At 64.1% G+C, this 13,686-nt stretch carries 16 protein-coding genes; 13 read left to right on the top strand and 3 right to left on the bottom strand.

The annotated features are described in order from the left end of the window. Position 1: 1 nt before the first annotated feature. Complete coding sequence (locus tag ACZY08_RS25740) at positions 2-766, top strand: enoyl-CoA hydratase/isomerase family protein (protein WP_463747436.1); 765 nt, start codon at positions 2-4, stop codon at positions 764-766. Between the two features lie 79 nt (positions 767-845). Here ACZY08_RS25740 and ACZY08_RS25735 read toward each other — a convergent pair whose 3' ends face one another. Beyond that, complete coding sequence (locus ACZY08_RS25735) at positions 846-1,622, bottom strand: SDR family NAD(P)-dependent oxidoreductase (protein ID WP_463747511.1); 777 nt, start codon at positions 1,620-1,622, stop codon at positions 846-848. Positions 1,623-1,712: 90 nt separating this feature from the next. Then, complete coding sequence (locus ACZY08_RS25730) at positions 1,713-2,477, bottom strand: SDR family NAD(P)-dependent oxidoreductase (protein WP_463747435.1); 765 nt, start codon at positions 2,475-2,477, stop codon at positions 1,713-1,715. 79 nt (positions 2,478-2,556) lie between these two features. On the opposite strand from ACZY08_RS25730, the gene ACZY08_RS25725 reads away from it, so the two are divergent. Beyond that, positions 2,557-3,726 (top strand): thiolase family protein, encoded by a 1,170-nt coding sequence (locus ACZY08_RS25725; RefSeq protein ID WP_463747434.1) that lies wholly within the window; start codon positions 2,557-2,559, stop codon positions 3,724-3,726. A gap of 11 nt (positions 3,727-3,737) precedes the next feature. Continuing rightward, entirely contained in the window at positions 3,738-4,610 is an 873-nt protein-coding gene (gene meaB, locus ACZY08_RS25720; RefSeq protein WP_463747433.1) for a methylmalonyl Co-A mutase-associated GTPase MeaB, read from the top strand. Between the two features lie 29 nt (positions 4,611-4,639). Here the strand turns inward: meaB and ACZY08_RS25715 are convergent, their stop codons facing one another. Continuing rightward, positions 4,640-5,284, bottom strand: a complete 645-nt coding sequence (locus ACZY08_RS25715; protein ID WP_463747432.1) for a TetR/AcrR family transcriptional regulator — start codon at positions 5,282-5,284, stop codon at positions 4,640-4,642. Positions 5,285-5,427: 143 nt separating this feature from the next. Between ACZY08_RS25715 and ACZY08_RS25710 the strand changes: the two genes are divergently transcribed. From ACZY08_RS25710 to ACZY08_RS25665, 10 genes are all read left to right on the top strand, one after another. After that, on the top strand, positions 5,428-6,795 hold the full coding sequence (locus tag ACZY08_RS25710) for an amidohydrolase family protein (RefSeq protein ID WP_463747431.1): 1,368 nt from the start codon (positions 5,428-5,430) through the stop codon (positions 6,793-6,795). A gap of 75 nt (positions 6,796-6,870) precedes the next feature. Beyond that, complete coding sequence (locus ACZY08_RS25705) at positions 6,871-7,686, top strand: phytanoyl-CoA dioxygenase family protein (RefSeq protein ID WP_463747430.1); 816 nt, start codon at positions 6,871-6,873, stop codon at positions 7,684-7,686. A 26-nt stretch (positions 7,687-7,712) separates the two neighbouring features. After that, on the top strand, positions 7,713-8,243 hold the full coding sequence (locus ACZY08_RS25700) for a VOC family protein (protein ID WP_463747429.1): 531 nt from the start codon (positions 7,713-7,715) through the stop codon (positions 8,241-8,243). Between the two features lie 31 nt (positions 8,244-8,274). After that, positions 8,275-9,588 (top strand): amidohydrolase family protein, encoded by a 1,314-nt coding sequence (locus ACZY08_RS25695; RefSeq protein ID WP_463747428.1) that lies wholly within the window; start codon positions 8,275-8,277, stop codon positions 9,586-9,588. 315 nt (positions 9,589-9,903) lie between these two features. Further along, entirely contained in the window at positions 9,904-10,056 is a 153-nt protein-coding gene (locus ACZY08_RS25690; RefSeq protein WP_463747427.1) for a hypothetical protein, read from the top strand. Between the two features lie 67 nt (positions 10,057-10,123). Next, positions 10,124-11,326 carry a cytochrome P450 gene (locus ACZY08_RS25685; RefSeq protein ID WP_463747426.1) on the top strand — a complete coding sequence of 401 codons (1,203 nt, stop codon included), beginning with the start codon at positions 10,124-10,126 and terminating at the stop codon, positions 11,324-11,326. A gap of 58 nt (positions 11,327-11,384) precedes the next feature. Further along, positions 11,385-11,768 (top strand): nuclear transport factor 2 family protein, encoded by a 384-nt coding sequence (locus tag ACZY08_RS25680; protein ID WP_463747425.1) that lies wholly within the window; start codon positions 11,385-11,387, stop codon positions 11,766-11,768. A gap of 176 nt (positions 11,769-11,944) precedes the next feature. Further along, positions 11,945-12,433, top strand: a complete 489-nt coding sequence (locus tag ACZY08_RS25675; protein WP_463747424.1) for a hypothetical protein — start codon at positions 11,945-11,947, stop codon at positions 12,431-12,433. 37 nt (positions 12,434-12,470) lie between these two features. After that, positions 12,471-12,878, top strand: coding sequence for an SRPBCC family protein (locus tag ACZY08_RS25670; RefSeq protein WP_463747423.1), 408 nt, complete (start codon positions 12,471-12,473; stop codon positions 12,876-12,878). Positions 12,879-12,930: 52 nt separating this feature from the next. Beyond that, positions 12,931-13,683: an SDR family oxidoreductase gene (locus ACZY08_RS25665; protein ID WP_463747422.1), complete on the top strand. Its 753-nt coding sequence runs from the start codon at positions 12,931-12,933 to the stop codon at positions 13,681-13,683. Positions 13,684-13,686 lie beyond the last annotated feature (3 nt).

Raw genomic sequence — 13,686 nt, 5'->3', positions numbered from 1 at the left:
GATGTACGGAATGCCAGACGAAATCGATGTGCAGGCCGACGGTGCCCTGCGCATCATCACGCTGAACCGCCCCGATGCCTTGAATGCGGTCAACGACAACCTGCACGTCGGACTGGCTCGGTTGTGGGAAGCGTTGAACGAGGATGCCGACGCGCGGGCCGCGGTGATCACCGGTGCGGGACGGGCGTTCTCGGCCGGCGGCGACTTCAACTACCTCGACGAGTTGCGGCGCGATGAAGCCTTGCGTCAGAAGACGATCAAGCACGGCCGCGACCTGGTCATCGGGATGGTGCGCTGCCGCATCCCGGTGGTAGCCGCGGTGAACGGGCCTGCCGTCGGGCTGGGCTGCAGCCTGGCCGCGCTGTCCGACGTCGTCTACATGGCCGAGACCGCGCACTTCGCCGATCCGCACGTGCAGATCGGCCTGGTGGCTGCCGACGGTGGTCCGCTGGTCTGGGGCTCACAGATTTCGTTGTTGCAGGCCAAGGAGTTTGCGCTGACCGGGGTTCGGATCAAGGCCCAGCGGGCCCTCGAACTCGGGCTGGCCAACCATGTGGTCGAGGATCCGCTTGCCGAGGCGATCGCGTGCGCCAAGAAGCTCATCGATCTGCCCAAGCAGGCGGTCGAGGCCACCAAGCGGTTGATGAACATCCAGCTTGAGCAGCAGGTGATGGCGTCGCTGGATTACGCTAATCTCGCCGAGTACGTATCGTTCGGCACCGCTGATTTCAATCGGATCGTGGACGGGCTGATCGCCAAGAACTGATCACCCATCACCGCGAGCGTGCGTGTCTGCCGCCCGACACTCCGTGTCGGGGCGGCATTCCACGCACGCTCGCGGTGGATCAGATGGTGAGGGCTTCGGAGCGCTGGACGGTGCCGGTCACACCGCCGGCATCCTGACCGGCCAGCAGCACGGCCGCGCGTCCTATCGCTTCGGGCGGCTCGACCATCTCCGGCGGGATCTGCAGCCCGCTGCCCCCGGCCTGCCAGCCTTCGGTCAGCACCACCCGTGACGGGCTCAGGCAGTTGACCGCGATGTTGTCCTCGCGCAGGTCGGCGGCCAGGCCGAGGTAGAGACGTTCGGCGGCGGCCTTGGACACCCAGTAGGCATTGGCACCGTGCTCGACCATGTCGACTCCGGTGGTGGTGATCGCGATGAGTGACCCGCCGCCACGCTTGCGCACCTCGGGGATGACGGCCTTGGTCACCAGGAACACGCCGGTGAGGTTGACGTCGAGACACAGTTGCCAGCGCTTGAGCGGCGTGCTCTCTACCGGGCCGAGCCACAGCACACCGGCGTTCGCCACCAGGATGTCGATGCCGCCGAACTCTGAAACCGCCTTGCCGACGGCCTTGTTCACCGATTCCTCGTCGGTGACGTCGCAGGCGACTGGCATTGCGTGCCCGCCCGCGTCATTGATGGCTGCGGCCACCGAGCCGATGGTGCCGGGCAGCTTGCCCGGTTCTTCGGAGCGGGCGGCCACGGCTACCGCGGCGCCTGCGTCAGCCAATGCTCGAGCGATCGTCGCCCCGATGCCGCGGCTGGCGCCGGCGACGAAGGCGACTTTGCCGCGGAGGCCGGCCGCCCCCTCATCGGGCTGAACCGAGGTTTCGTGCATAGCGGTCATGTCCTGAGTGTGCACGAAACGTTGCGCCGCACCGGCATTTTCGCCAACAGACACGCACGCTCGCGGAGCACGGGGGCGGTATTACTTGGGAGGGAAGCGCAATGCCCCATCGAGACGGATGATTTCGCCGTTGAGGTAGTCGTTTTCGATGATGCTCTGCGCCAACTGGGCGTACTCGGTCGAGCGGCCCATGCGCTTGGGGAACGGCACCTGCGGGCCCCAGTACTGCTCGAGCTGATCGGCGGCCTTGCCGTAGGCCGGGGTGTTGATGGTGCCGGGGGCGATGGTGCAGACCCGGATACCCAGCGGCGACAGGTCGCGCGCGGCGACGAGCGTCATTCCGAGCACGCCGCCCTTGGCGGCCGAGTAGGGCAGCTGACCGATCTGGCCTTCGTACCCGGCGATCGATGCGGTGTTGACGATGACGCCGCGGCCGCCTTCCTCCAGCGGTTCGGTCTTGGCGATCGCTGCGGCCGACAGTCGCATGACGTTGAACACCGCGGTCAGATAGAACTCGATGGTCTTCTTGAAGCCGTCGAGGTCCAGCGGGGACCCGTCCTTGCCGACAAGACGGCCGCCGGCGGCCGGCCCGCCGTGGGTGTCTACCGAGATGCGGAGCGGGGCAAGGGCTTCAGCCTCGGCGATGGCTGCGAGCACCGATGCCTCGGAGGTGGCGTCGGTGGGTACATAGCGCACACCCAGCTCTTTCTCCAGCTTGGCGCCCTTCTCGTCGGCCAGGTCTGCGACGACGACTTTTGCACCCGCTGCCTGCAGGCGGCGGACGGTCGCTTCACCCAGGCCGCCGGCACCGCCGACGACGATCGCAGAACTACCGGCGATTTGCATACGGTTCCCCTTCTTGCAACTGACACTCTCTGACTGCGAGAATAGCATTCTCTTACCGGGTGAACCAGGGAGCAGATCAATGCCTGAAGCTGTCATCGTGTCCGCATTGCGTACCCCCATCGGCACCGCCAAGAAGGGCACGCTGCGCGACACCGACGCCTACGCGCTGGCGGACCACGTGGTGCGGGCGGTGTCGGAGGACCTTCCTGCCGGCCTCAGCGCATCAGTGGATGACGTGATCCTGGGCGAAGGCCTCTACGGCGGCGGTGTCATCGCCCGTCATGCCGCCATCACCGCCGGCCTCACCACGGTCCCCGGCGCGTCCATCAATCGGCACTGCGCCGCCGGTCAGGCGGCTGTGCAGAGTGCCGCCGCCAGCATTCGCGCCGGGATGGACCGGCTGATCCTGGCCGGCGGCGTCAATTCGGCCTCGACCTCGCCCCGGTTCATCCGCGCGGCCGGCAGTGCCAAGGATGCCGAGTGGGTGAACTGGTTCCCGCCCACGCATCCGGACCGGCCGGACGCACCGAACATGGACATGTCGATCACGGTCGGCTGGAACGCCGCGGTGAAGGCCGGGGTGAGCCGCGAGGAGATGGACGAGTGGGCGCTGGGCTCACACCTCAAGGCCATTGCGGCGATCGACGAGGGCCGTTTCAAGGAAGAGATCGTCCCCGTGAGAATCGGAGAGGGACCCGACGAATTCTTCGACACCGACGAGCATCCGCGCCGTGACACGACCTTGGAGAAGCTGGCAGCGCTCAAGCCGCTGCATCCTGAGATCGAGGGATTCTCCATCACCGCGGGCAATGCGTGCGGCGCCAACGATGCGGCTGCGCTGCTGGCGATCGCCAGTGACAAACTCGGCCTGCCGGCCCTGGCCACGATCAAGTCATGGGCCTCGGTGGGGGTGGACCCGGCCTCGACCGGGCTGGCCCCGGTCGAGGCGATCACCAAAGCCCTTGGTCGGGCCGGGCTTTCACTGTCCGATGTGGACCTGTTCGAGATCAACGAAGCCTTCGCGGCGATGTGCGTTGCCACCGTCAAGCTGCTCGACCTCAATCCGGAGATCGTCAACGTCAGCGGCAGCGGCTGCTCGCTCGGACATCCGGTGGCTGCCACCGGGGCGCGCATGCTGACCACGATGGTCCACGAATTGCGTCGGCGCGGTGGAGGCATCGGCGTGGCCGCGATGTGCGCCGGAGGGGGGATGGGCTCGGCGACGGTCATCGAGGTGCCTGCTCAGTAGGCTCACCGGTGATGGCAGATATCGAAGAACTCATCGCCGCCGCGCGCGGCGGTTCCCAGCGCGCCGTCGGGCGGTTGCTGAGCTTGGTCGAAAGCAACCGTCGCGACGAGGTTCTCGCGGTACTCGGCCCGGCATCTCCGCGCGTCATCGGCATCACCGGACCGCCCGGGGCCGGAAAGTCGACGACAGTGGGCGCACTCGTGGGTGCCTACCGCGAGCGTGGCCTGAGGGTGGCGGTGCTCGCCGTCGATCCGTCGTCTCCGTACAGCGGCGGAGCACTCCTCGGGGACCGGATCCGAATGGCCGCCCACATCAACGACCCAGACGTATTGATTCGCTCGGTGGCCACCCGGGGGCACCTCGGCGGACTGGCTGCCGCCGTGCCTGCGGCGATCCGGCTGCTTGCCGCTCTGTCCTACGACCTGATCGTGCTGGAGACCGTGGGTGTGGGGCAATCGGAGATCGAGATCGCCGCGATCGCCGACCCGACCGTGGTGATCCTCAATCCCGGTGCGGGAGATGCCGTGCAGGCCGCCAAGGCTGGTCTGCTGGAGGTCGCCGATCTGGTGGTGGTGAACAAGGCCGACCGCGAGGGTGCCGACCAGACCGCTCGCGATCTGAGGGCCGAGGCCACCGTGCCGGTGCTCAAACTCGTTGCGGCACAAGGGGAGGGTTTGGCAGCTCTGGTGGAGGCCATCGATGCCCACCATCGGGCTGACACCCCCGCGCGCCGTACGGCACGGGCCCGCACTCAGATTCTGTCGCTGGCGCAGACATTGCTGCGCAACCACGCCGAGTTGGATCGTTTGGCCGCCGCCGTGGCCGACGGCACCAGCGATCCGTACAGCGCTGCGGCGAATCTGATCGCTGATTCAGCCGGGTAGGGCCAGAATCGGCCGCTTCGTCTGGCCGATCAGGCTTCTGCAGCGGCTTGCTCGGTTGAGAGCATCGAGTTGGCGTGGGCGAGGATGTCGGTGCGCGCGCGTGGACGGGCGATGGCCAGTAGGCAGATGTCGAAAGCGTGCAGAGCGCCGGCGCGTAGCTGCTCGGCGGTGATGTCGCCGGCGGTCCATCGGCGTTGAAGGTGGAACAGGACCATCGCGGCATGGTCGGCGAGGACGTCGGGGTCGATGTCGTCGCGGAGTGCGCCCCGGCGGGTCGCGGCTTTGAGTTCGGTGACGATGAGATCCCAGCCGCTCCAGCGCAGATTTACCTGGTCGAGCAGCCGGTCGTCCATGAGCACGGCACGGACGACAGCTTTCGGAATGTCGGCGACCACTTTGTCGATCGACAAAGTGATGGCCTCCCAAATCCGTTCGATCGGGTCGGTCGCCGAGAGTTGGTGTACGGCAACGTCCATCGAGTCGAGTGAGCGCTGGATGAGGGCGGCCAGTAGGCCTTCTTTGTCGCCGAAGTGGTTGTAGAGAGTGCGGACGCTGACGCCGGCTTCGTCGGCGAGGCGACGCATGGACAGCTGTTCGACACCGTGTTGTTCGACGAAGTCGCGGGCAGCATCGAGTACGTGCGCGCGGGTTCGCTGCAGGGCGCGTGAGGCCATGGGTGTCACTGTACTCAGTTATGCCACAGTGAGCGATATTTGCCACGGCGATTCAAATGTATAACACCGTTGCACTTTGAAGCCGAGTGTGGTTAGCATCACAGCGCCCACATCAGACGATCTCGAACTTGCGAGGGACAAGCATGGTGCAGCAACAGCCCGACTCCGGTACCGATGGTGTGGCGGAGGCCCCCTACATCGTGGTCTCGACGGACAGCCACGTCGGACCGTCGCTCAAGAACCAGCTGCGGCAGTACTGCGAACCGAAATACCTCGAAGAATTCGACGAGTTCGTCGCAGAGATGGAAAAGCACGGGATGTTCTCGTTGCGCTCGTCCAAAGCCGGCGACAAGGGCTACGACGAGAACTGGTCACTGGATCAGTCTCAGGCCGAGGATTTCGCCAAGACCGCGGGCATTCGCAATCCGGACCAGATGGACCTGGGTTTTCTGAACCGCAGCTACGAACACAGTTTCGTTCCCGGCCTTCAGGACCCGGCGGCCCGGCTTGCCGACATGGACGAACAAGGCGTTGCGGCATCGGTGATCTATCACGGCGGGCTCAACGGTGAGTCGATTCCGTTCTCGACGACGGGCCTCATCAGCTGGGGTGACTCGAAATATGACCGTCTCGAGGATCTCGGGGTGCGCATCTACAACCGGTGGCTGGCCGATTTCGTGTCGACGGCGCCCGAGCGCAGCGCCGGCATCGCCCATATTCCGATCTCCGACCCGGCTGCCTGCGTGCGCGAGGTCAAGTGGGCGGCCGAGGCGGGGTTGCGAGGTATCAACCTGCCCGCTCCCCGCAATGACATTCCGATGTTGAACGACCAGGTGTGGGAGCCGCTTTGGTCGATTTGCGAAGAGACCGGAATGACGCTCAACACGCACGGGGGTGGGGGTGAGCACTATCCGTACGAGGGCGAGGGCGCCCAGGCGATGTACATGATGGAAACGCTGTTCCGGACCCGTCGCGGCGTATGGGTGATGATCCTCGGCGGAGTGTTCGAGCGCCATCCCAAACTGAAGATGGTGCTCACCGAACAATGGATGGATTGGGCCCCGGAAGTCATGGACGACATGGACGGGCTCTACCACTCGCGAACCGGTGAATGGGTTCGTGCGGCGCTGTCGATGCCGCCGTCGGAGTACTTCAAACGCAACTGCTTCATCGGTGCCAGCTTCATGTCCAATTGGGAGGCGAAGCTCGGAGTCGAGAAGGGCCTCACCGGCAAGGTCATGTGGGGCGACGACTATCCGCACGCGGAGGGCACCTGGCCCGATACCCGGGAAGCTATTCGCTTCACATTCAACGACATTGAGCCCGAGAATGTGCGCAAGTACATCGGTGGCAACGCAATCGACGTTTACGGTCTCGATCGCACGAAATTGGCCGAGGTGGCAGCCAAGATCGGCCCCACGGTCGACGAGGTGGCAACGCCCTACACGGTTCCCGAGGATGCCGTCATGGGGCTCTACGCGTTCCGCACCGGCCCCGGCCGCTTCATCTAGCCAATCTGTCGACAGCGACGAGGAGACATTGAGATCGTGGGAGAGCCAACGGCTGTGACGTCCCCGTGCCGGTCGGTGACGGATGACGAAGTCGACCATTTGCACGAATTCGGCTGGGTGCAGCTGAAAGGCTTCGTGGACCCTGACGTGGTCCGCAAGATGCTTGCGATCGCTCGCGACGAGATGGGCGACGATGCGGACAGCAACCCGCGGCAGGCCGAGGCGCCGGCCGAAGCCGACGGTGAGGAGCAAGGCGGTCTGGCGTACTTCAACGTGGGGCAGAGCGCCGGCCTGACGGACCCGGTGATGCGGCCGTTGATCGATGAAGTGGGCAAGAGTGCAAGCGTGCTGCAACGGCGGAGAGGTCCCGACGGTGCGGCCGTGGGTACGCGGTACTACGCGGACTTCTTTGCACCAAAACTGCCCAGCACCAAGACTGCACGGCACGGCGGGAACGGACCCACCGCGTTCCATCAGGACTTCATCACCTTCTCCGTCGACAGGTCCGGGGGCATGACCTTCTGGTTTCCGTTGGAGGCGTACGGACCTGACGCCGGGACGATGTCGTTCGTGAACCGATCGCACCGCGCCGGGGTGATGGGTGATTACACCACCTACGGTGTCGGTGACGCTCTGGATGCATTTCCCGAGCTTCGCGATCTGGAGATGAGCCAGCAGCTGACGTACGAGCTCGGTGACATCTCGGTCCATACGCACCTCACGATCCACGGTGCGGGCGCGAACGCGATGGATCGACCGCGTTGGGCTTACCTACTGGTCACTCAGCCCGCCGACGTGTGCTGGAACGGATCCGCCACGCCCAACTTCGATTCCAGCCGAATGACGCAATGGCAACCGCTCGATGACGAGCGGTTTCCGCTGATCGGCTGAGGCAGGGATGCAAGGAGAGCAGAGACATGGCGGCAACACCCTTCCCGAACCGGAACTTCATGCAGATGTGCTGGACAGTGCCCGATCTTCGGAGTGCGATCGATTCCTGGGTTCGCAACGCCGGTGTGGGACCGTTCTTCTGGTTCGACGGGGTCGATTTCACCGATGGGAGACACCGGGGGATTCCCGCCGCCTTCCCGAAGGTTCAGGCGGCGATCGCCTACGCCGGTGAGGTGCAGATCGAACTGGTCTGCCAGGCCAACGACGAGCCCGGCGTCTTCCGGGATCTCTTCGGAGACGGCGACTTCGGATTGCACCATATGGCGTTGTACTGCAACGACTACGAAGTCGAGCGCGACGCCTACATCGATGCGGGCGCGCAGCTGGCATTCGAGGGCAAGCTCGACGGCATCCGCACGTGCTGGGTCGACACCACTTCCACGCTCGGCTTCATGGTCGAGCTGCTCGAGCCGAGCGCGGCACGGGATGCGGGGTTCGCCGCCATGCGGGCTGCTGCTGAGAAATGGGATGGCAGCGATCCGGTCGTCACGTTCTGACATGGCCGAAACATCTACGGAGGGATGACAAATGCCGGTACTCGCCAATGCCCGAGTGTTCGATGGCCGCAGGATGCTGCCCGGCAGTCAGACGGTGACCGTCGAAGGGAATCGGATCTCCGCCATCCATTCGCACTCCGGGCCGGTTCCCGATGGGGCAGTCGATGTCGCCGGAATGACATTGATGCCGGGCCTGATCACGTCACATCTGCATCCTGACTTCTACAAATTCAGCATCGCCATCGCCGCGACCGAGCGGCCCGGAAAGGAGTTGCCACCCGGCGTCATGATGGCGATCGGAGTGCGTACCTGCCGCGTGCTGCTGGAGAGCGGGTTCACCGGCTACTCCGGTGCCTCGTGCGCGCACGACATCGATGCGCAGCTCAAGATGGCCATCGCCGAGGACATCATCCCCGGACCGCGGATTCGTGCCTGCGGGCACCATCTCGGCACCACCGGCGACATGAACAACAGTGGGCGCTGGTGGAAGCGGTACGAGACACCGGGCACCGACGTCTGCGCTGACGGGCCCGACGCCATGCGTTCGCTGGTCCGCGAAGAGATCAATCGGGGTGTCGAGACGATCAAGATCTTCGCCAGCGCCGGCCACGGCCAGCTGCACAGCACGACACGCAACATGTCGCGCGACGAAATCGCCACGATCATCAGCACGGCTCATGAGCGGGGCGCGAAGGTACGTGCCCACGTCTCCGACAAGGCGATGATGCTGGAGTGCATCGAGCTCGGACTGGATCTGATCGACCACGGCGACGAGATCGATGAGGAAGTGATCGCCGCCATGGTGGAGGCGGGAACGTTCTGGGTGCCGAGCCTCATCTACCCGTGGAGCCTGCTCGAACTCGGCTACGCCGCTGAATTCGGGGTGACGCCCGAGCAATACGAGCACACCCGGGCAATGCTGCCGGTCGCGCAGGCAGCCGGGGTCCGGATCCTGATCGGCGACGATTACAGCGGCATCTTCCGCGATCTGCTCGACGACGATCCGCTCGACCACCAGGTCGGCAACTATGGTCGCGAGTTCGCCTACTACGGAGCGATCGACGGGCTCTCGGCAGCCGAGGTGCTGAGCTGGGGCACCTGCAACGCCGGCCAGTTCTTGGCCGAAGGACCAGAGCGGCTGGGTGTGATAGAGCCTGGCGCCTTGGCGGATCTCATCGTCGTCGATGGCGATCCGCTTGCCGATCTTTCGTTGTTGTCCCGTCCGGCAGAAGCGCTCAGAGCGGTCATCCGCGACGGTGTGTTCGTGATCGACCGAATGGGTGCCGTTGGCGCCGAAGGAACTTCGGAATCCAATGTCCTGCAACGAGAGCTTGCGCTGCGATAACCCGGCGAAGGCCGTCCGACGAACAACTGACGAGGAAGCGTGGCAAGAATCGTGCAACATCGTGTCGCCCTGGTCGCGAACAGTCACCCCCGCCGAGCCCGCGGAATCGTGGCCGCAGGTGCCTGGCTCGGCATGATATGTACTGGAATTGGATTGTCGCCAAACGCGTTCGGTGACGAAGGGCCCTATCACATTCGGAGCGCGCAAGATCTGTGCAACTCGATCTGGCCGACGTCACAGGCAATGCCTCGTCCAGACGAGTTCGGAACCGTGTGCGCCAGGAAGGGCGGCGTCCTGGAACGGTTGTCAAAATCCATGCCGGCGTTCATCTCCGACACCTTCAAGCTGGAGCCGGGCAGCGCAGTCGAACTGCCGGTCGGCTCCGTACGCGTCAATCCGGACGACCCGATGAGTGACTGGATCATTCCTGACTGCCACGTTTCTGGCGGGCCTGAGTGCGGCACCTGACTCGAGCAGAAGACCTCCGGCAACAAATTTCCTAGACCGGCACGAATCGTTCTGAGAGGCGGAATCCGTGACAGTTGGAGCTGTGAGCGATGTCTGTTATGACCCCTACGACGTCGAGCTGAATGTCAGTCCGTACGAGACGTATGCGCGTCTCCGGGAAGAAGCGCCGCTGTACTACAACAGCGAGTACGACTTCTATGCGTTGAGCCGATTCGCAGACGTCGACAGTGCATCTGTCGACGTCGAGACGTTCAGCTCGGCGCGGGGTGACGTGCTGGAAACGGTGAAGGCCAATATCGACATCCCGCCGGGCTTCATCATTTTCGAGGATCCGCCGATCCACGACATCCATCGCAAGCTCCTGGCCAGGATGTTCACCCCGCGCAAGATCAGCGCCCTCGAACCCAAGATCCGGGAATTCTGTGCTGAATGTCTGGATCCTTTCGTCGGCGGCGAGCGGTTGGACTTCGTGGCTGATCTGGGCGCTCGGATGCCCATGCGGGTGATCGGAATGCTGTTGGGAATGCCCGACGAGCATCTCGAGGCCGTCCGCAAACGATGGGACGACAACCTGCGAACCGAGGCCGGTAAACCGATGGAGGTCGCCCCCGAGGCGATCGACGCGGGCGAACTCTTCGCCGAGTACGTCGAGTGGCGCGTCGAGCATCCATCGGACGACATCATCTCCGAGTTGGCCAACGTCGAGTTCGTCGACGAGACCGGTACCACCCGGCGACTGCGACGCGACGAACTCCGTGCTTACGCGAGCTTGGTCGTCGGCGCAGGAAACGAAACGACCAACCGGCTGATCGGATGGGCGGGCAAGGTGCTGGCCGAATATCCGGACCAGCGGCGCCAGCTCGTCGAAGACCATTCACTGATACCCAAGGCGATTGAAGAGCTGGTGCGCTTCGAGCCGTCGGGTCCGAACATGGCCAGATATGTCACGCGGAATGTCAGCTACTACGGACAGACGGTGCCGGCCGGCAGTGTGATGCTGTTGATGCTCGCTGCGGCCAACCGCGATCGTCGCCACTTCCCGCCCGACGGCGATGTTTTCGACATCCATCGCCGTTCCCCTCAGCACCTGGGGTTCGGCCGCGGTGTCCACTATTGCCTCGGCTCTGCGCTGGCCCGCCTGGAGGGACGGGTCGCCCTGGAGGAGATTCTGAAACGTTTCCCCGAGTGGGACGTCGATCTCGCGCAAGCGACGTTGACGTCAACCTCGGCCGTGCGTGGCTGGGAATCCATGCCTGTCGTTCTGCGGTAGTGCCGAATCCGCTGCCATGCGGGTCCGGAAGAAATAGCAAGGAAAGGCGGAGTTGCCGATGAGCCCTGAGGATGTCGTACGCACGGAGATTGCCGCGTGGGCGACCAACGATGTCGACGAAGTGATGAGCCATTTCGCCGACGACGCCACCTTCGACATCGGGCCTGACTGGCCGAAACTGGCTGGGCACGAGGCGATCTACGACTTGATGAAAGTGTTCTTCGGCCGCGGCAAGGTCGTAGATCTCGAGATCCGCCACCTGGCCGTCGATGGCGATGTTGTGTTGATGGAGCGCTTCGATCACTGGGTTATGGAAGGCACTCCGCTGAGCTGGCCGGTGATGGGTTCCTATCAGGTCCGAGACGGCAAGATCGTGGCCTGGCGGGAGTACTTCTGGCCGGCGGACGGCGATCCCGGATATGGTTCGGCCGGGGTTTCCTGAGCATGATGTGCTGGAATGGTCGCTCGGCTCACCGAGCGCGAGACCCTGTCATTCGTGAAGCGGTTCGCCAATGTCGCGGCCGCGCTGTCCAGATCGCCAGCTGACGCGTGCGACGCCAAAGACCCTGCCGTGCGGAAGGTGTAGGAGCAGAGGAAGATCGGGAGTGCTATCGACTGATGGTTGTCGCGTCCGACATCGGCGAGCTCGTGACCGTTATCGGTGGCTGGCTCTTCGATCGGGTAATGGCGGGATGGGAAGTCACCGCGCTTGTCGACGAAGATTCCGATGTGCGCCCGTTACGCATCCTCGGTGTTGGTGCGGCGGAACTGGACTCCGTGTTGTCGACGAATGCTCCCGCGTTGCCAGCAGATACTATTTCTATTGTTGGTCAACACTATTTGAGCGATCATCGGACCCGCGAACTCATTCGATGCGTGATGGAGAGCGGTGCGACCGAGTTGACCGTGTGGGGAGATGCGTGTCCGGCCGAGTTCAGGACAAGCCTGCTTCCGGTGGACTATGAACCCACCACTGCCGCGCAAGTATTCAAGAAGTACGCACTTGCGGCGGCCGGCCGCTTCGATCGAGTGGTCGAGCCAAAAGAATCGTTTCGGTGTGGCGTTCGTCCGCGTCCGGCGGTCGTACGATCCGGCTTCCTTGCCTGAAACCGACTGAGGTAGCGCGAATTAGTGGGAGGTCCAGTTGTTCAACGTTGAGGAGAGCATCGACATCGCATCAGCACCGGAGGTGGTCTGGTCGCTGGTAGGTGATCCGGCGGCGATCTGCGATTGGCACCCGGACATTGAGGCCTCATCGATGATGCACGGCGTGCGTCATTGCACGCTGATGGGCGGGGGAGAGGTCGCTGAGCAGATTGTCGAGCACTGCGACCGCGAGCGCTATTACGTCTACGCGGTAGTGGGCAGCCAGTTCGGAATGGTCGACTATCGATCACGTATCCAAGTGCTGGGTATCGACGGCGGTGGTGCACGGATGGAGTGGAGTGGGCGGTTCGACGCCGTCGAGCCGGCGCACGGGAGTCTTATCGCGGAGTCGGTCTCCACCACCTATCGCGATGGTCTGACCGCGGTCCGGAACCGCTTGGTGTGACGGCCGTTCGACCAGATCTACATCTTGACCACACCGACTAGAGGAGGAGCTCGTGCTGACATTGGCAGGCAAGGTGGCGATCGTCACCGGAGGCGCCCAGGGCATGGGCGCCGAGCACGCCCGGACGCTCGCCGAACTCGGCGCGAAAGTCGCAATTGCCGATGTATTGGGGGACGAGGGGCGGGCTGTTGCGAAAGAGCTTGGCTCCGGGGGAGAGTTTTTCGATCTGGACGTGACCGAGCCGGAACAGTGGACTGATGTGGTCGACCGTGTCACCAAAAAGTGGGGGCCCGTGACAGTCCTCGTGAACAACGCTGGAGTCCCCGGTCCATTCGCCCACACCGCGGAACTGACCGTCGACGACTATCTGAGAACGATTGCGGTCGATCAGCACGGGGTGTTCTACGGCATGCGGGCGGTGATTCCGGGCATGACCGACGCCGGCGGCGGTTCGATTGTCAACATCGCCTCCGTGGCGGGATTCGCACACGTCCGGCATGTTCCGAACGCCGGCTACACCGCAGCCAAATTCGCGGTGCGCGGTCTCACCCGGGCGGCCGCTGTCGAGTACGCGAAGAAGGGAATCCGGGTCAACTGCGTGATGCCGGGACCGGTCGCTACGCCGATGATGCTCAACTCCGGCATGGAGGATGTGCGCAGACTAGCGGGCAGCGGCGCGGCGATGGATCGCTGCGCCGAGCCACGCGAGGTCTCGAACATGGTGGCGTTTCTCGCCTCTGACGCAGCCTCTTTCATCACCGGCGGGGACCATTTTGTCGACGGCGGTCAAGCCGCCGGCTGGTGACCG

Source organism: Mycobacterium sp. IDUB_9, assembly GCF_055419505.1.
The sequence above is the reverse complement of the archived record's forward strand: the minus strand, read 5'-3'. Positions and strand labels throughout refer to the sequence as shown.

Excerpts from the sequence above, each read along its gene's own strand:
- ACZY08_RS25740 (WP_463747436.1), top strand. The coding sequence starts at position 2 with ATGTACGGAATGCCAGACGAAATCGATGTGCAGGCCGACGGTGCCCTG.
- ACZY08_RS25735 (WP_463747511.1), bottom strand. The coding sequence starts at position 1,622 with ATGCACGAAACCTCGGTTCAGCCCGATGAGGGGGCGGCCGGCCTCCGC.
- ACZY08_RS25730 (WP_463747435.1), bottom strand. The coding sequence starts at position 2,477 with ATGCAAATCGCCGGTAGTTCTGCGATCGTCGTCGGCGGTGCCGGCGGC.
- ACZY08_RS25725 (WP_463747434.1), top strand. The coding sequence starts at position 2,557 with ATGCCTGAAGCTGTCATCGTGTCCGCATTGCGTACCCCCATCGGCACC.
- meaB (WP_463747433.1), top strand. The coding sequence starts at position 3,738 with ATGGCAGATATCGAAGAACTCATCGCCGCCGCGCGCGGCGGTTCCCAG.
- ACZY08_RS25715 (WP_463747432.1), bottom strand. The coding sequence starts at position 5,284 with ATGGCCTCACGCGCCCTGCAGCGAACCCGCGCGCACGTACTCGATGCT.
- ACZY08_RS25710 (WP_463747431.1), top strand. The coding sequence starts at position 5,428 with ATGGTGCAGCAACAGCCCGACTCCGGTACCGATGGTGTGGCGGAGGCC.
- ACZY08_RS25700 (WP_463747429.1), top strand. The coding sequence starts at position 7,713 with ATGGCGGCAACACCCTTCCCGAACCGGAACTTCATGCAGATGTGCTGG.
- ACZY08_RS25695 (WP_463747428.1), top strand. The coding sequence starts at position 8,275 with ATGCCGGTACTCGCCAATGCCCGAGTGTTCGATGGCCGCAGGATGCTG.
- ACZY08_RS25690 (WP_463747427.1), top strand. The coding sequence starts at position 9,904 with ATGCCGGCGTTCATCTCCGACACCTTCAAGCTGGAGCCGGGCAGCGCA.
- ACZY08_RS25680 (WP_463747425.1), top strand. The coding sequence starts at position 11,385 with ATGAGCCCTGAGGATGTCGTACGCACGGAGATTGCCGCGTGGGCGACC.
- ACZY08_RS25675 (WP_463747424.1), top strand. The coding sequence starts at position 11,945 with ATGGTTGTCGCGTCCGACATCGGCGAGCTCGTGACCGTTATCGGTGGC.